This is a genomic window from Streptomyces sp. NPDC001700 (assembly GCF_053596435.1).
In genome coordinates this window covers 34,584-48,285 of sequence record NZ_JBSFGE010000042.1, presented here as the reverse complement: position 1 = coordinate 48,285, position 13,702 = coordinate 34,584, and the positions used below count along the sequence as shown (strand labels likewise).

Below are 13,702 nucleotides of genomic sequence, written 5' to 3'. Positions count from 1 at the left end.
GGGTATCAACATATTTGGCGTTGACTTTTAGCACGCTGTTGAGTTCTCAAGGAACGATCGCTTCCTTTGAAACCGTATCACCGGTTTCTCCGGGCGCTTCCGTTCGGTGTTCCACCACGCTATCAGACCTTTTTCCGCTTTCCGAATCGCTGTTTTCCGCATGGCATGCGAAAGCGGATCCGGGATTTGGATCAAGTGACTGAAGGTGCCGCCCTCACCTGGACGGGCCCGCAGCTGACTGCGATGCTTCATCCGGATGGGCAGGAGTAAGACAGTACAGCGCCTCACGCGGCGGTGGCAAATCGATTCGGGGGCCCCGGGGGTCTCCGGCCTGCGCCGCTTGTGCGGAATCCCAAGTTCCTATGACTTACGCTTCTGGGCAGTGCGCTGTCCGGGACAGGCGGTGACGGCGCGAGATGGATCTTCACCCTGGGAGGCTTCCCAATGACCACCGTGACGTCTCCGCTCGCCGGGCGCGCGATCGGACTGACAGCGGTTCCCGATCCGGTGTTCTCGGGCGCGATGGTCGGTCCGGGTACGGCGATCGACCCGGTGCTCGAACCCTGTGTGGCAGTGGCTCCGGTCGACGGCATCGTCGTCTCCCTGCACCCGCACGCCTTCGTGGTCGTGGACGAGGAAGGGCACGGGGTGCTCACCCACCTCGGCATCGACACCGTGCAGCTGAACGGCGACGGGTTCGAGGTGCTCATCAACAAGGGGGACACCGTCAAGCGCGGTGACGCGATCGTGCGCTGGGACCCCGCGACGGCCGTGGCCGCCGGAAAGTCGGCGATCTGCCCGGTCGTGGCCCTGGAGGCCACGGCCGACTCCCTCTCCGCGGTCCGCGAGGACGGCGATGTGAAGCCGGGCGACGCGCTCTTCGGCTGGACGTGACCCCGACGCCGTCCGGAACCGGTCCGGGCGGCGTCGACGGCGAGTACGACATCCACCACGGCGGAGTTCCGCCGTATCAACCGGGATAGGTGACATGGAGACAACGCTGCGAGGCGTCGGCGTGAGCCACGGGGTGGCCATCGGCGAGGTGCGCCACATGGGCACGGCGGTGCTGGAGCCGCCCGCGAAGCAGATTCCGGCCGACGAGGCGCCGCGTGAGCAGCAGCGGGCGCGCCAGGCGGTGGAGGCCGTGTCGGCGGATCTGATCGCGCGCGGCAATCTCGCGGGCGGCGAGGCCCAGGCCGTGCTCGAGGCACAGGCCATGATGGCGCAGGACCCGGAGCTGATCGCCGACGTCGAACGGCGGATCGCGGTGGGCAGCACCGCCGAGCGCGCGGTGTACGACGCGTTCGCCGCGTACCGGGCGCTGCTGGCCGGGGCCGGGGAGTACCTGGCGGGCCGGGTGGCCGACCTCGACGACGTACGGAACCGGATCGTGGCGCGGCTGCTGGGTGTGCCGATGCCGGGCGTGCCCGACAGCGACGAGCCGTATGTGCTGATCGCCCGCGATCTCGCTCCGGCCGACACGGCGCTCCTCGATCCGACGCTGGTGCTCGGCTTCGTGACCGAGGAGGGCGGGCCGACGAGCCACAGCGCGATCCTGGCGCGCGCCCTCGGGGTGCCGGCCGTGGTGGCGCTGCCCGGTGCCGGGGAGCTGATCGAGGGCACCATGATCGCCGTCGACGGCAGCACGGGCGAGATCTTCGTGTCGCCGAACGAGGAGAAGCGGGCGGAGCTGACCCGGGCCGCCGAGGAGCGGCGGGCGGCGCTGGCCGCCTCGTCCGGGCCGGGCGCGACCTCCGACGGGCACAAGGTGCCGCTGCTGGCGAACGTCGGCGGTCCGGCGGACGTACCGGCTGCGGTCGAGGCGGGCGCCGAGGGCGTGGGGCTGTTCCGCACGGAGTTCCTCTTCCTCGACGACAGCACGAAGGCGCCGTCGGAGGAGAAGCAGGCCGAGGCGTACCGGCAGGTGCTGGAGGCGTTCCCCGAGGGCCGCGTGGTGGTGCGGGTCCTGGACGCGGGCGCGGACAAGCCGCTGGACTTCCTCACCCCGTCCGATGAGCCCAACCCGGCGCTCGGCGTACGCGGGCTGCGCACGCTGCTGGACCACCCCGACGTCCTGCGGACGCAGCTGACGGCGCTGGCGAAGGCGGCGGAGGGGCTGCCCGTCTACCTCGAGGTCATGGCGCCGATGGTGGCGGACCGGCTGGACGCCAAGGCGTTCGCGGACGCGTGCCGGGAGGCCGGGCTGCAGGCCAAGTTCGGTGCGATGGTGGAGATCCCGTCGGCCGCGCTGCGGGCCCGCTCGATCCTCCAGGAGGTCGAGTTCCTGTCGCTGGGCACCAATGACCTGGCCCAGTACACCTTCGCGGCCGACCGGCAGGTCGGTGCCGTGTCGCGGCTGCAGGACCCGTGGCAGCCCGCGCTGCTCGACCTGGTCGCGGCGTCGGCGGAGGCCGCGCAGGCCGAGGGCAAGAGCTGCGGGGTGTGCGGTGAGGCCGCGTCCGACCCGCTGCTGGCGTGTGTGCTGACCGGTCTGGGCGTCACCAGCCTCTCCATGGGCGCCGCGTCGATTCCGTATGTCCGCGCCACGCTGGCCAAGCACACGCTCGCCCAGTGCGAGCGGGCCGCTTCGGCGGCGCGCGCGGCGGACACCGCCGAGGACGCGCGCCGGGCCGCGCAGGCGGTGCTGTCCGGCGAGTGAGCCGCTGGCGATGAACGGGCGAAGGGCCCGTCCCACCTTGGTGGGGCGGGCCCTTCGGCGTGTCACCCCTCCCCTTCTTCGGGCCGGGGCAGCGGGATGCCCGCCCGGTATTCGACGCGGTGCTCGGGCGGGATGGGCTCGCCGGTCCGCGCGTCGGTGCAGTACGCGGTGAAGACCTCGGCCTCGCTCAGCGGCTGCGGCCAGCCGTCGCGCAGCGCCCAGCCGCGCACCGTGTCCGGGGCTCCCGGCAGGCTGGTCCGCAGGACGACGCCGCCGGGGCTTGCCGTGGCGATGCCGCAGGCCAGCACGGTGCGGAAGACGACCGAGCCGGGCTCGGCGAGCTTCGGCGGCCGCCCTTCCCGCGCGGTGGCGTGGACTACGGCGGCCAGTGGGACGCCGTCCACCGGGACGCTGCACACCAGGTGGTGCAGGCCCGGCCCCGCCGCGTCGAGCAGCGCGGACAGCGCGGCGGCGGCGCGGTCGAACGCGGCGCGTCCGGTGCCGCTCCCGCAGCCGCCGGGGCCTCCGCAGCCGCCCGCCCGGGCGAGCACCGCCGAGGCGTACTCCCAGGTGGCGTGCTCCTCGGCGGCGCTGATCAGGCGTGGCAGCAGCTGGTCGAGGGGCTGGCCCTCGTAGACGACGGTGGCGCCCGTGGACGCCACCTCCGCCGTGAAGCGGCTGCGGCTGCGCGGGGTGTCCGGGTCGAGCCGGGCGTGGGCGCAGTACTCCTGGTAGGCGACCGGGTCGAAGAGGGCGACGGTGATGTGCACGCCCTGTGACGAGAGCGCGCGCAGCAGCCCCTCCATCCGGCGCAGGTAGCGGGCGTGGTCGTCGAAGCCGAACGACGCGTACCCGCGCATGGCGGCGAAGTCCTCCTCCGCCGCCAACAGCGCTACGACGCTGGGTACTTCCCTGCGTAAGGCCCGGATCGCGGTGGGCTTTCCGAGGTGCGTGCCACCGGTGCCGATGCCCGTGCCGTTGTCGGTGCCGTTGTCGGTGTGCGCCATGACTCCCCCTCAGCGCAGACGTTCAGTGCTCACTCACCGTAACCGGGGGCACTGACAACGCACCTCAGCCACGAAGCCGGTCGAGGCGGAACGGGGTGAGGGCGGCGGGGCGGCGGCCGGTGACGACGTAGGAGGCGAGTTCGCTGCCGGTGACCGGGCCGAGCGTCACGCCCAGCATGCCGTGGCCGGTGGCGGTGAAGGCGTTCCCGGGGCCGGGCACGCGGTCGATGACCGGCAGTCCGTCGGGCAGGAAGGGACGGCCGCCGACCCAGGGGTCGCGGATCAGCGCCACCAGGTCGTCCGGATCGTCGAACCACTGCCCGAGGTAGTGGCGGCTCGCGCGGGCGACCGCGACGATCCGGCGCCAGTCGAGCCGGTTGTTGTTGCCGCTCAGTTCCATCGTCCCGGCGATGCGGGTGGTGCCGCCGATCGGGGAGGCCACGGCCCGGTGTTCGCCGAAGTACAGGGTGTGCGTCGGCGCGGGGTCGAGGTCGACGGAGAAGCTGTAGCCCTTGCCCGCCTGGAGCGGCAGGGGGTGGCCCAGCTCGCGCAGCAGGTCGGCGGAGCGCACTCCGGCCGCGATGACGACGGCCGAGCACGGGATCTCGCCGGTGTCGGTGACGACGGCGGTGACCCGGTCCCCGGCCGGGCCGCGCCGGAAGCCGGTCGCCGCCACGTTCTCGTGGACCTTCACCCCGCTTGCCGCGAGCCGTTCTTCGAGGGCCTGCGCGAAGGCCACCGGGTCCAGGACGCCTTCTCCGGGGACGAGGTAGGCGGCCTGGACCCCCGGCGCCAGCGAGGGGTCCAGGGCCATCGCCTCGGGGCCGGTGCTGACGTCGTCCGGAAGCGGGTAGCGGCCGTCCGCCATCTGCCGCTGGAGCTGGAGGTGGTGCCGTGCCTCGCCGGGCGACAGGAACGCGTGCACCATGCCCGGGCGGGTGAGGGTGGTCTCGACCCCGGCCTCGCGCAACCCGTCGAAGAGCGCGAACGTGGTGCGGTTCAGCTCGGCGATCGCCGCGTAGCCGCGCCGGAACGCCGCGGGGGTGCTGCTGCGCCAGAAGCGCCACAGCCACCGTACGAACGCGGGGTCCGGCAGCGGGCGCAGATACAGCGGGGAGTCGGGCCTGCCGAGGGAGCGCGCCGCGTAGCGCAGGACGCCCGGGGCGGGGACGGGGGTGGAGTGGCTGAGGCAGACCCACCCCGCGTTGCCGCGCGAGACGCCGGAGCCGACGCCGCGCCGTTCCACGATCTCGACCGGCAGCCCGTGCTCGGCCAGGTAGTACGCCGTGCACAGGCCGACCACCCCGCCGCCGATGACCACCACGGGTCCGCTGCCGTGCAGTGTGTCCATGACGTGTCCCCTACGCGCCGACGGCGGTGGAGTCGTACGTGGTCAGGAACGCCCGGGTGCGCGCCTGCTGGGGCCGCCCCAGCACCTCGGCGGGCGGGCCCGCCTCGATGATCCGGCCGCCGTCGACGAAGGCGACCCAGTCGGACACCTCGCGGGCGAAGGGCAGTTCGTGGGTGACCAGCATCATCGTCATGCCCTCCTCGGCCAGCTCGCGCATGACCCGCAGGACTTCCCGGGTCGCCTCCGGGTCGAGCGACGAGGTGGGCTCGTCGAAGAGCAGCACCTCGGGCTTGAGCGCGAGGGCCCGCGCGATGGCGACCCGCTGCTGCTCGCCGCCGGACATCTGGTCGGGGTGGGCGAGGCCTCGGTGGGCGAGGCCGACCCGGCGCAGCAGGACGACGGCGCGCTCCAGGGCGGCGCTTTCGGGGACGCCCGCCTTGACCTGCGCCAGCATGACGTTCTCGACGGCGGTCAGATGCGGGAAGAGGTGGAAGCGCTGGAAGACCATGCCGACCGTGCGGCGCAGCCGGGCGAGGTCGCGGCAGACGATCCGTCCGTCGCGGTGCACCGTCTCGCCCGCCACGTCGATGGTGCCGCTGTCCGGCCTCTCCAGCAGGTTGACGCAGCGCAGCAGGGTCGTCTTGCCGCCGCCGCTCTGCCCGATGACGCTGACGATCCGGCCGCGCGGTACGTCGAGTGAGACGTTGTCGAGGACGCGGCGCCCGTCGAAGGACTTGCCGAGGTCTGTGATCCGTACGACGGCGTCGGTGGTCATGCCGTCGCCTCCTTCGGGGACGGGGTGTCGGCCAGGGCGGGCGCCTGGGCGGAGTCGGGTGTCCCGGCGGGGGCGGGCGTCTCGGCGAGGAGGGCGCGGGCGGTGCGCAGCCTTCGCCTTCGCCGTGGTGTCAGCGGCTTTCCGGCCCGGATGGCGCGCTCCAGGGCGAGCAGCAGCTGGGACAGGGGGTAGCAGAGGGCGAAGTAGACGGCCGAGATGACGAGGTACACCTCCAGGGCCCGGAAGGTGGAGGAGGTGATGAGCCGTGCCTCGGACATCAGCTCGGCGGCGGAGATGGTGACCAGCAGGGAGGTGCCCTTGAGCAGGTCGACCAGCATGGTGTTGGTGCCGGGCAGCGCCAGGCGCAGCGCCTGGGGGAAGACCACGTGGCCGAAGACGCTGAGGCGGCCCAGGCCCAGGGCCTCTCCGGCTTCCGTCTGGCCGTCGTGGATTCCGCTGATGGCGGCGCGGAAGATCTCGGACAGGTAGGCGGAGTAGAAGACGATGAGGCTCAGGCATCCGGCCGTGAAGACGTCGAGCCGGATGTCGACGGATCCCAGGCCGAAGTAGGTCAGGAAGATGATGGCGAGCAGCGGGATGTTCTTGAACAGCTCGGTGTAGACGGCGGCCAGGGCGCGCAGCGGCCATACGCGGCTCAGCCGCAGCAGGGCCACCACCAGGCCGAGGAGGGCCGCGCCCACGAAGCTGACGGCGGTGTACGACACCGTCTTGAGCAGGGCGTCGAACAGATCGGTGCGGTAGTCGGACCAGGGGACCTGGAACAGGCCTGCGGCGGTCGTCACGTCGGTGGCCTTCTCACTGTCCGGCGGAGGTGATGGAGGGGGCGTTCCAGTCGGCGGGCCGGTCGACTCCGCGGCGGGCGGGGGCGACGTCGGAGGCGGGCTTCAGGAACTGCGCCGGGTCGCCGCCCCACTTCTTGACCAGCTTCGACAGCTCGCCGTTCTGGTACATGGCGTCGATCTGGGCGGAGATGGCCTTCTCCAGCTTGGTGGCCTTCTTGGGGAGGTAGAAGCCGGTCTGGTACGGGCGGAAGTACTCGTAGGCGGGCTTGGCCTTGACCTGGGCGGCGGTGGGCGGCGTGAGGTATTCGGTCTTGATCTGCTCGGACCGTTCCTTCTCGGCCGCGATGATGATGAGCGGGTCCAGGAAGCCGACGTCGATGCGGCCCGCGGCGAGGTCGTCGAAGACGCCGTTGGCGTCGGGGTAGGCGCGCAGTTTGGCGCCGGGGACGGCCTTGATGGACTTGACCCAGACGTAGCCTTCGACGGTGCCGAGGCGCAGGCCCTTCAGGTCGTCGATGGTCTTGTACGTCTTGCCCGAGCCGACCGCCATCGCCGGGGGCGAGTAGTAGGGCGGGTCGGTGAACAGTCCCTGCTTCTGGCGGTCCTTGGTCCAGGCGACGCCGCCGATGGTGATGTCCATCCGGCGGGACTGGACTCCGGCGAGCATGCCCGCGAAGTCCGTCGTCTCGGGCTGGATGGTGAGGCCGAGCTTCTTGGCGGCGTACTGGAGGATGTCGCCGTCGAGGCCGACGATCTTGCCGTCCTTGACGGTGGTGTAGGGCGCGTAGGGCTGGACGGCCACCTTCAGGACGCCGGGGTCGATCGTGCCGAGCGCGGCCGTCTTCGCGGAGACCTTCTTGGGGGCCGCGGCGTCGTTGTCCGATCCACAGGCGGTCAGGGCGAGGAGCGGCAGGACGGAGAGGGCTGTGAGGAGGATGCGTACACGGGCCATCGGATCGGCCTTCCGTGTCAGGGCTGGGCAGGGCCCGCCGTTCACCGCGTCGTCACCGCGGCGGCGGTGTGAATTGCCCCATACGCTACGAGTGCACCGAGCTTCGGTCACTGGTTACTTCGTATGAATATATGGCGGATAGGGTTTGCCGCACTGTATGGTGCGTCCACTTCGCGCCGCCTCGCGCGCCCCTTCTCGCGCACCTCTCGACGGGGGTTCACGCATGCTCAGCCCGTCACTCGCCCAGGAGATCGCCGGGGACACCTCGGCGGTCATCGGATTCAACGTCCTCATCACCGATAGTGAAGGCACGGTCATCGGCAGCGGCGACCAAAGCCGTATCGGTACCTTCCACGAGGCGTCCGTCGAGGTGCTGCGCACCCAGGAGCCCGCCACCCACACCACCGCGCAGGCCCAGTCCCTGCGGGGCGTGCGCCCCGGTGTCACGCTCCCCCTGGTCCGGGACGGGCACGCGGTCGGCACGGTCGGCATCACCGGCACGCCCGCGCAGGTGGGCCGCTTCGGGCTGCTGGTGAAGCGGCAGACGGAGATCCTGATGCGGGAGTCCGTGCTGCTGCGCTCGCGGGTGCTGCGGGAGCGGGTGCTGGAGGATCTGATCGTCGACGTCGCCTCGTACGACGCCCAGGTGGTCGAGCCGGACTTCATCGTCTTCCGCGCCGCGGAGCTGGGCTTCGATCTGCGGCTGGCGCGGGTGGCGATCGCGATGGAGGTGACGGTGCCGGGCGGGGAGCGCCGGGGCGGCGGGCGCGGCCATGGCGCCGGGTACGCCGGTGGGCGCCGTACCCGGGACACCGCGCTGGTCCGCCCGGAGCTGCTGCGTACCGTCCGCGAGGCGTTCCCCGACGCGCAGGACATCGTCGCGAGCGCCGCGCCCGGGTGGATCGGGGTGCTGCACCGGCTGCGCGGGGAGGCCCTCGACCCGGGGGTGGCGGCCGTCTGCGCCCGGCTCACGGAGGCCGCCGACGCGCGGTACGGCCTGGTGCTGCGGGCCGGGATCGGCGAACCGGCCTCCACGGTCGGCGGGCTGCACGATTCGTACCAGGACGCGTGCGACGCGCTACGGCTCGGCGCCCGGGTCGCCGCCGGTGCCCCCGTCCACCTCATCGGCGATCTCCGGGGCCACCAGCTGCTGGCCGCCGTCGGGCAGCACACCCGGGCCCGGCTCATCGCCCTGACCACCGTGGAGCTGCGCGCGCAGCCGGACTGGCCGGTGCTGCGGGAGACGGTGGTGGCGTGGTGCGAGAACGGCTTCAACCTGGTGCGGGCGTCGGCGGCGCTGCACATTCACCGCAACACCCTCGTGTACCGCATGAACAAGATCGAGCAGATCAGCGGCCGTTCCCTGCGCGACCGCGGCACGCTCTCCCTCTATCTGGCCTGCCTCGCCGATCAGCTGGACACCACGCACATTCCGTCGGCGCGCGGCTAGTCGGTCGGGGCTTTGGCGCGGGCCAGGCGCTCGTAGTAGCGCAGCAGGTCCATGTCGTCCACCGACCCCGGGTTCACCGCCTTGTCCAGGGACGTGCCCTGGAGGAGGCGCTTGACCGGGACCTCGATGCGCTTGCCGGTGAGGGTGTGGGGGACGCCCGGGACCTCGATGACCTCGTCGGGGACGTGGCGCGGGGAGAGCTGGGTGCGGATGGTGCTCTTGATACGGGCCAGCAGCTCGTCGTCCAGGGTCGCGCCCGGGGCGAGGTGGACGAAGAGCGGCATCCAGTAGCCGCCGTCGGGCTGTTCGACGCCGATGACGAGGGATTCGCGGATCTCGGGAAGGCGTTCGACGGCCTCGTAGATGTCGGCGGAGCCCATCCGTACGCCCTGCCGGTTGAGCGTGGAGTCGGAGCGGCCGTGGATGACGACGGTGCCGCGCGAGGTGAGGGTGATCCAGTCGCCGTGGCGCCAGACGCCGGGGAACATCTCGAAGTAGCTGTCCCGGTAGCGGCTGCCGTCCGGGTCGTTCCAGAAGCGGACCGGCATGGACGGCATGGGGCGGGTGACGATCAGCTCGCCGACCTCGTCGACCACCGGCCTGCCCTGCGCGTCCCACGCCTGGAGGTCGGTGCCGAGGCCGGGAGCCTGCAGCTCGCCGATGTGGACGGGGAGGGTCGGCACGGCGCCCGCGAAGCAGCTGCACACATCGGTGCCGCCGCTGACGGAGGCGATCCACATGTCCTCGGCCACCTCGTCGTGGATCCAGCGGAAGCCGTCCGGCGGCAGCGGGGAGCCGGTGGTGGCGACGCACTTCACCCGGGAGAGGTCGAAGTCGCGCCCCGGGTGGACACCGGCCTTGCGGCAGGCCATGACGTACGCGGCGGAGGTGCCGTACAGCGTGGTGCCGGTGCGCTCGGCGACCCGCCACTGGGCGGCGGTGTCCGGGTAGCCGGGGCTGCCGTCGTACAGCACCACGGTGGCGCCGGACAGCAGCCCGGACACCAGGAAGTTCCACATCATCCAGCCGGTGGAGGTGTACCAGAAGAAGCGGTCCCCGGGGCCGAGGTCGCAGTGCAGGCCCAGCTGTTTGAGGTGCTCCAGCAGGATGCCGCCCTGGGACTGCACGATCGCCTTGGGCAGCCCGGTGGTGCCGGAGGAGTACAGCACCCACAGCGGATGGTCGAAGGGCACCTGGTCGAAGACCGGCTCGGTACCGTCGCGGACGACGTCGTCCCAGGTCAGCGCTCCCTCGGGGGCGGGCGTGCCCAGCAGCGGGATGTGGACGACGGCGCGCACGGTCGGCAGTTCGCGGCGCAGCTCGGCGACGGTCTCGGTGCGGTCGTGGGTCTTGCCCCCGTAGACGTAGCCGTCGACGGTGAACAGGACGACCGGCTCGACCTGCTGGAAGCGGTCCAGGACGCTGCGGGCGCCGAAGTCGGGGGCGCAGGAGGTCCACACCCCGCCGACGGCGGCGGTGGCGAGGAAGGCGATCGCGGCCTGCGGGATGTTGGGGAGGTAGCCGCTGACCCGGTCGCCGGGGCGGACCCCGAGGCGGCGCAGCGCGGCGGCGGCCGCGCCGACCTGGGCGCGCAGCTCGGCCCAGGTGACGGAACGCGGCTCCTGGCCCTCGTCGACGTGCAGCAGCGCGGGCTCGTCGACGCGGGCGGGGTCCTCACCGGCGCGCAGGGCGTGCTCGGCGTAGTTGACGGTGGCGCCGGGGAACCAGCGGGCGCCGGGCATGGCGTCGTCGGCGAGGACGGCTTCGTACGGGGTGCCGAAGCGCACCTCGAACCACTCGGCGACCGCGCGCCAGAAGCTCTCCAGCTCCTCGACCGACCAGCGGTGCAGCGCGGCGTAGCTCGCGGCCGGGTCACCGGGGAGCGGCGCGGGCGCGCCGTGCCGCTCGGCCGCCCAGGCGTGGAAGCGGGTCAGCTGGGCGCGGGCGATCCGGTCCGCGCCGGGCTGCCACAGGGGGCCGGGCAGGTGGTCGGCGTGGGCTGCGGTGTTCATCTGTGTCGGCTCCCGGGAGGTCCGCGTCCGCTGCTTCAGGGTCCGTGCAGGACGATGCCATGTGATCGACTTCGGCACCAGGGGCGATGCTCCACATCCGTGGCAGGTTGCATGTGGGACGACCACGGGTGAACGGCAGTTGAACCATGGCCGCGTTCTCCCTCGCCAATGGCACAGTGATCAGTATGAATGCGCGTGACCTGGTGCGGTCGGTGAAGGTGGTCGGTACGGCGCAGGGGCTGCGCTCCCTGCGGTCGGCGTGGCGGCGCCGCCGTTCGGACGCGACCGGGCTGCCGCGGCGGGGTGCCGAGCTGGCGCGCGTACCGGGTGTGGTGGAGGGCGCGGATCCGCAGCCGGGCGGTGGGGTGGTGCGGTTCGCGCGGTCCTCGCTGCGGGTGCGGGTGGCGGCGGGCGGCGCGGTGTTCTGCGGCTGGGACGGGGCGGAGCCGGAGCCGTCGTACGCGCTGGACGGCGCCTGTCCGGAGGCGGACGAGCGGGCGCAGCTGGAGCCGGACACGGACGGCGGCTGGCGGGTGGTGTCGGAGCGGGTGACGGTCGCGGTGTCGCGGATGGGCACGGTGGAGGTGCGCACCCCGGGCGGGGTGGTGCTGCGGCGGGATCTGCCGCCGCGCTGGTGGGAACCGGCCGAGGCGGTGATCGAGCGCGGCGGGAGCGAGAGCCGGACCACGGGGGTGCCGGGCACGCGCTGGCACCAGCGGTCGGAGGTGGCGGCGGACGCGCGGTTCTTCGGGCTCGGCGGGCGGGTGGACGGGCCGCGCCTGCGGAACGGCTCGTACCGGCTGTGGAACACCGACCCCGGCGGCGGTTTCGGGCCGGGCGACGATCCGCTGTACCTGACCATGCCGGTGCAGCTGGTGGTGGCGGACGCGGGCACCCATCTGGTGTTCCACGACAACTCGTGGGACGGCACGGTCACGCTGCGGGAGGGCGAGGAGGGCGCGGGCTCGGGGCACGACCGGCCCGGTGGCGTCCGGATGCGCATGGAGGGCGGGCCGCTGCGCTACTGGGTGTTCGCGGGCACCCCGGCCCGGGTGCTGCACGGCTGGGCGGCGCTGACCGGCTCCCCCACGGTGCCGCCGGGCTGGGCGCTCGGCCACCACCACGCGCGCTGGGGGTTCGGCGACGCGACGGAGGTACGGCGGGTGGTGGCGGGCTACCGGGAGCGGAACCTGCCGCTGTCCGCGCTGCATCTGGACATCGACCATCTGGCCGGGAACCGGGTCTTCACGGTGGACCCGGCGCGCTTCCCCGACCTGCCCGGGCTCGCCGCCGAGCTGCGCGAGGACGGGGTGCGGCTGGTGTCCATCGTGGACCCCGCGGTGAAGGCGGAGCCGGGCAACCCGGTGTACGACGGCGGGGCGGCGGCGGAGGGGTTCGTGACCGACGCCCGCGGCCGGGAGGTGCGCGGGGTGGTGTGGGCGGGCGAGTCGGTGTTCCCGGACTTCACCGATCCGCGGGTGCGCAAGTGGTGGGGCGGGCTGTACGCGGAGCGGCTGGAACAGGGCTTCTCCGGGGTGTGGCACGACAGATGCGAGCCGGTGTCCTTCGCCGCCTTCGGCGAGACCACGCTGCCGCGCTCGGCCCGGCACGCCCTGGAGGGCCGGGGCGGCGACCACCGGGAGGCGCACAACGTGTACGGGCTGGCCATGGCCCGGGCCGGGTACGAGGGGCTGGGCGAGCTACGCCCCGACGAACGGCCGTTCCTGTTCTCCCGCTCCGGCTGGGCGGGGCTCCAGCGGTACGGGGGCAGCTGGTCCGGCGATGTGACCACCGGCTGGCCGGGGCTGCGCGCCTCGCTGGCGCTGGTGGTCGGGCTGGGTCTTTCGGGGGTGCCGTACTCCGGCCCGGACATCGGCGGCTTCACCGGCTCCCCGTCGCCTGAGCTGTATCTGCGCTGGTTCCAGCTGGGCGCGTATCTGCCGCTGTTCCGTACCCATTCGGCGATCACGGCCGGGCGGCGCGAGCCCTGGGAGTTCGGGGCCCAGGTACTGGAGCACGCGGCGGCGGCGCTGCGCGAGCGGCAGCGGCTGCTGCCGTACTTCATGACGCTCGCCCGGCTGGCGGAACGTACCGGCGCGCCCTATGTGCGGCCCGTGTGGTGGCGGCAGCCCAAGGACCGGGCGCTGCGCGACTGCGACGATGCGTTCCTGCTGGGCGACGCGCTGCTGGTGGCGCCGGTGCTGGAGGAGGGCGCGGTGCGGCGGGCGGTGCGGCTGCCGCGCGGCCGCTGGTACGACACGGCGACCGGCCGCGCGTACGAGGGCCCCGGGCAGGTGGTGGTCGACGCCCCGCTGTCCCGGATCCCGGTGCTGGCCCGGGCGGGCGCGGTGATACCCGTCGCGTCGCCGGACGGCGGCGTGGAGCTGGAGGTGTGGATGCCGCACCAGGGGCGCAAGGGCGGCGGGTCGATGGTGGTGGACGCGGGCGACGGGTGGGACAAGGCGGAGCTGCTGCGGTTCGTCTCCCGGCTGCGCGGGGACGAGGTGCGGGTCGAGCGGGAGGGCGGCGTCGAGGCGGGGTATCCGGTGCGGGTCCGGGGCACGGCTCCGGAGGTCCCGTCACCGCGCAAACCGTGACGATCGCCCCGGGTCGGCGGGCGGCGCCTCCCAGCGGTAGCCGGGGCGCATCGCAACCCGCGCGAGGAGAGCACGGGGGCACCGCCCGGCGGCGGC

Annotated in this window: 11 protein-coding genes; 5 read left to right on the top strand and 6 right to left on the bottom strand. The window is 72.9% G+C overall.

Features of this window, described 5'->3' with window-relative positions; genetic code table 11:
- From ACWC5C_RS40640 to ptsP, 3 genes are all read left to right on the top strand, one after another.
- The coding region (locus ACWC5C_RS40640; RefSeq protein ID WP_385447005.1) for a hypothetical protein at positions 1-203 on the top strand (203 nt) is incomplete at its 5' end.
- A 241-nt stretch (positions 204-444) separates the two neighbouring features.
- The gene (locus ACWC5C_RS40635) at positions 445-894 is read left to right on the top strand and encodes a PTS sugar transporter subunit IIA (protein WP_385447007.1); all 450 of its coding nucleotides are present in this window, start codon (positions 445-447) and stop codon (positions 892-894) included.
- 94 nt (positions 895-988) lie between these two features.
- Entirely contained in the window at positions 989-2,659 is a 1,671-nt protein-coding gene (gene ptsP / locus ACWC5C_RS40630; RefSeq protein WP_385447009.1) for a phosphoenolpyruvate--protein phosphotransferase, read from the top strand.
- A 62-nt stretch (positions 2,660-2,721) separates the two neighbouring features.
- Here ptsP and ACWC5C_RS40625 read toward each other — a convergent pair whose 3' ends face one another.
- The 5 genes from ACWC5C_RS40625 to ACWC5C_RS40605 form a co-directional block, all read right to left on the bottom strand.
- A complete protein-coding gene (locus ACWC5C_RS40625) occupies positions 2,722-3,666 on the bottom strand; it encodes a hypothetical protein (RefSeq protein ID WP_450884157.1) in 945 nt (314 codons plus the stop codon).
- A gap of 64 nt (positions 3,667-3,730) precedes the next feature.
- Positions 3,731-5,017 (bottom strand): NAD(P)/FAD-dependent oxidoreductase, encoded by a 1,287-nt coding sequence (locus tag ACWC5C_RS40620; protein WP_450884155.1) that lies wholly within the window; start codon positions 5,015-5,017, stop codon positions 3,731-3,733.
- Between the two features lie 10 nt (positions 5,018-5,027).
- Positions 5,028-5,792 (bottom strand): amino acid ABC transporter ATP-binding protein, encoded by a 765-nt coding sequence (locus ACWC5C_RS40615; RefSeq protein ID WP_450884153.1) that lies wholly within the window; start codon positions 5,790-5,792, stop codon positions 5,028-5,030.
- Positions 5,789-6,595, bottom strand: coding sequence for an amino acid ABC transporter permease (locus tag ACWC5C_RS40610; protein ID WP_450884151.1), 807 nt, complete (start codon positions 6,593-6,595; stop codon positions 5,789-5,791). Before ACWC5C_RS40610 ends, ACWC5C_RS40615 begins: the two co-directional genes overlap by 4 nt.
- Before the next feature lie 13 nt (positions 6,596-6,608).
- Positions 6,609-7,547, bottom strand: a complete 939-nt coding sequence (locus ACWC5C_RS40605; RefSeq protein ID WP_450884149.1) for a substrate-binding periplasmic protein — start codon at positions 7,545-7,547, stop codon at positions 6,609-6,611.
- A 223-nt stretch (positions 7,548-7,770) separates the two neighbouring features.
- On the opposite strand from ACWC5C_RS40605, the gene ACWC5C_RS40600 reads away from it, so the two are divergent.
- Complete coding sequence (locus ACWC5C_RS40600; protein ID WP_450884147.1) at positions 7,771-8,997, top strand: CdaR family transcriptional regulator; 1,227 nt, start codon at positions 7,771-7,773, stop codon at positions 8,995-8,997.
- Here ACWC5C_RS40600 and ACWC5C_RS40595 read toward each other — a convergent pair.
- On the bottom strand, positions 8,994-11,009 hold the full coding sequence (locus tag ACWC5C_RS40595; RefSeq protein WP_450884145.1) for an acetoacetate--CoA ligase: 2,016 nt from the start codon (positions 11,007-11,009) through the stop codon (positions 8,994-8,996). The genes ACWC5C_RS40600 and ACWC5C_RS40595 overlap by 4 nt on opposite strands.
- A gap of 185 nt (positions 11,010-11,194) precedes the next feature.
- Here ACWC5C_RS40595 and ACWC5C_RS40590 point away from each other — a divergent pair, with 185 nt between their 5' ends.
- A complete protein-coding gene (locus tag ACWC5C_RS40590) occupies positions 11,195-13,606 on the top strand; it encodes a glycoside hydrolase family 31 protein (protein WP_450884143.1) in 2,412 nt (803 codons plus the stop codon).
- Positions 13,607-13,702 lie beyond the last annotated feature (96 nt).

What these genes read in the sequence shown, in the direction of transcription:
- ACWC5C_RS40595 (WP_450884145.1), bottom strand. Translation starts at nt 11,009, where the DNA reads ATGAACACCGCAGCCCACGCCGACCACCTGCCCGGCCCCCTGTGGCAG.
- ACWC5C_RS40605 (WP_450884149.1), bottom strand. Translation starts at nt 7,547, where the DNA reads ATGGCCCGTGTACGCATCCTCCTCACAGCCCTCTCCGTCCTGCCGCTC.
- ACWC5C_RS40615 (WP_450884153.1), bottom strand. Translation starts at nt 5,792, where the DNA reads ATGACCACCGACGCCGTCGTACGGATCACAGACCTCGGCAAGTCCTTC.
- ACWC5C_RS40590 (WP_450884143.1), top strand. Translation starts at nt 11,195, where the DNA reads ATGAATGCGCGTGACCTGGTGCGGTCGGTGAAGGTGGTCGGTACGGCG.
- ACWC5C_RS40635 (WP_385447007.1), top strand. Translation starts at nt 445, where the DNA reads ATGACCACCGTGACGTCTCCGCTCGCCGGGCGCGCGATCGGACTGACA.
- ACWC5C_RS40600 (WP_450884147.1), top strand. Translation starts at nt 7,771, where the DNA reads ATGCTCAGCCCGTCACTCGCCCAGGAGATCGCCGGGGACACCTCGGCG.
- ACWC5C_RS40620 (WP_450884155.1), bottom strand. Translation starts at nt 5,017, where the DNA reads ATGGACACACTGCACGGCAGCGGACCCGTGGTGGTCATCGGCGGCGGG.
- ptsP (WP_385447009.1), top strand. Translation starts at nt 989, where the DNA reads ATGGAGACAACGCTGCGAGGCGTCGGCGTGAGCCACGGGGTGGCCATC.
- ACWC5C_RS40625 (WP_450884157.1), bottom strand. Translation starts at nt 3,666, where the DNA reads ATGGCGCACACCGACAACGGCACCGACAACGGCACGGGCATCGGCACC.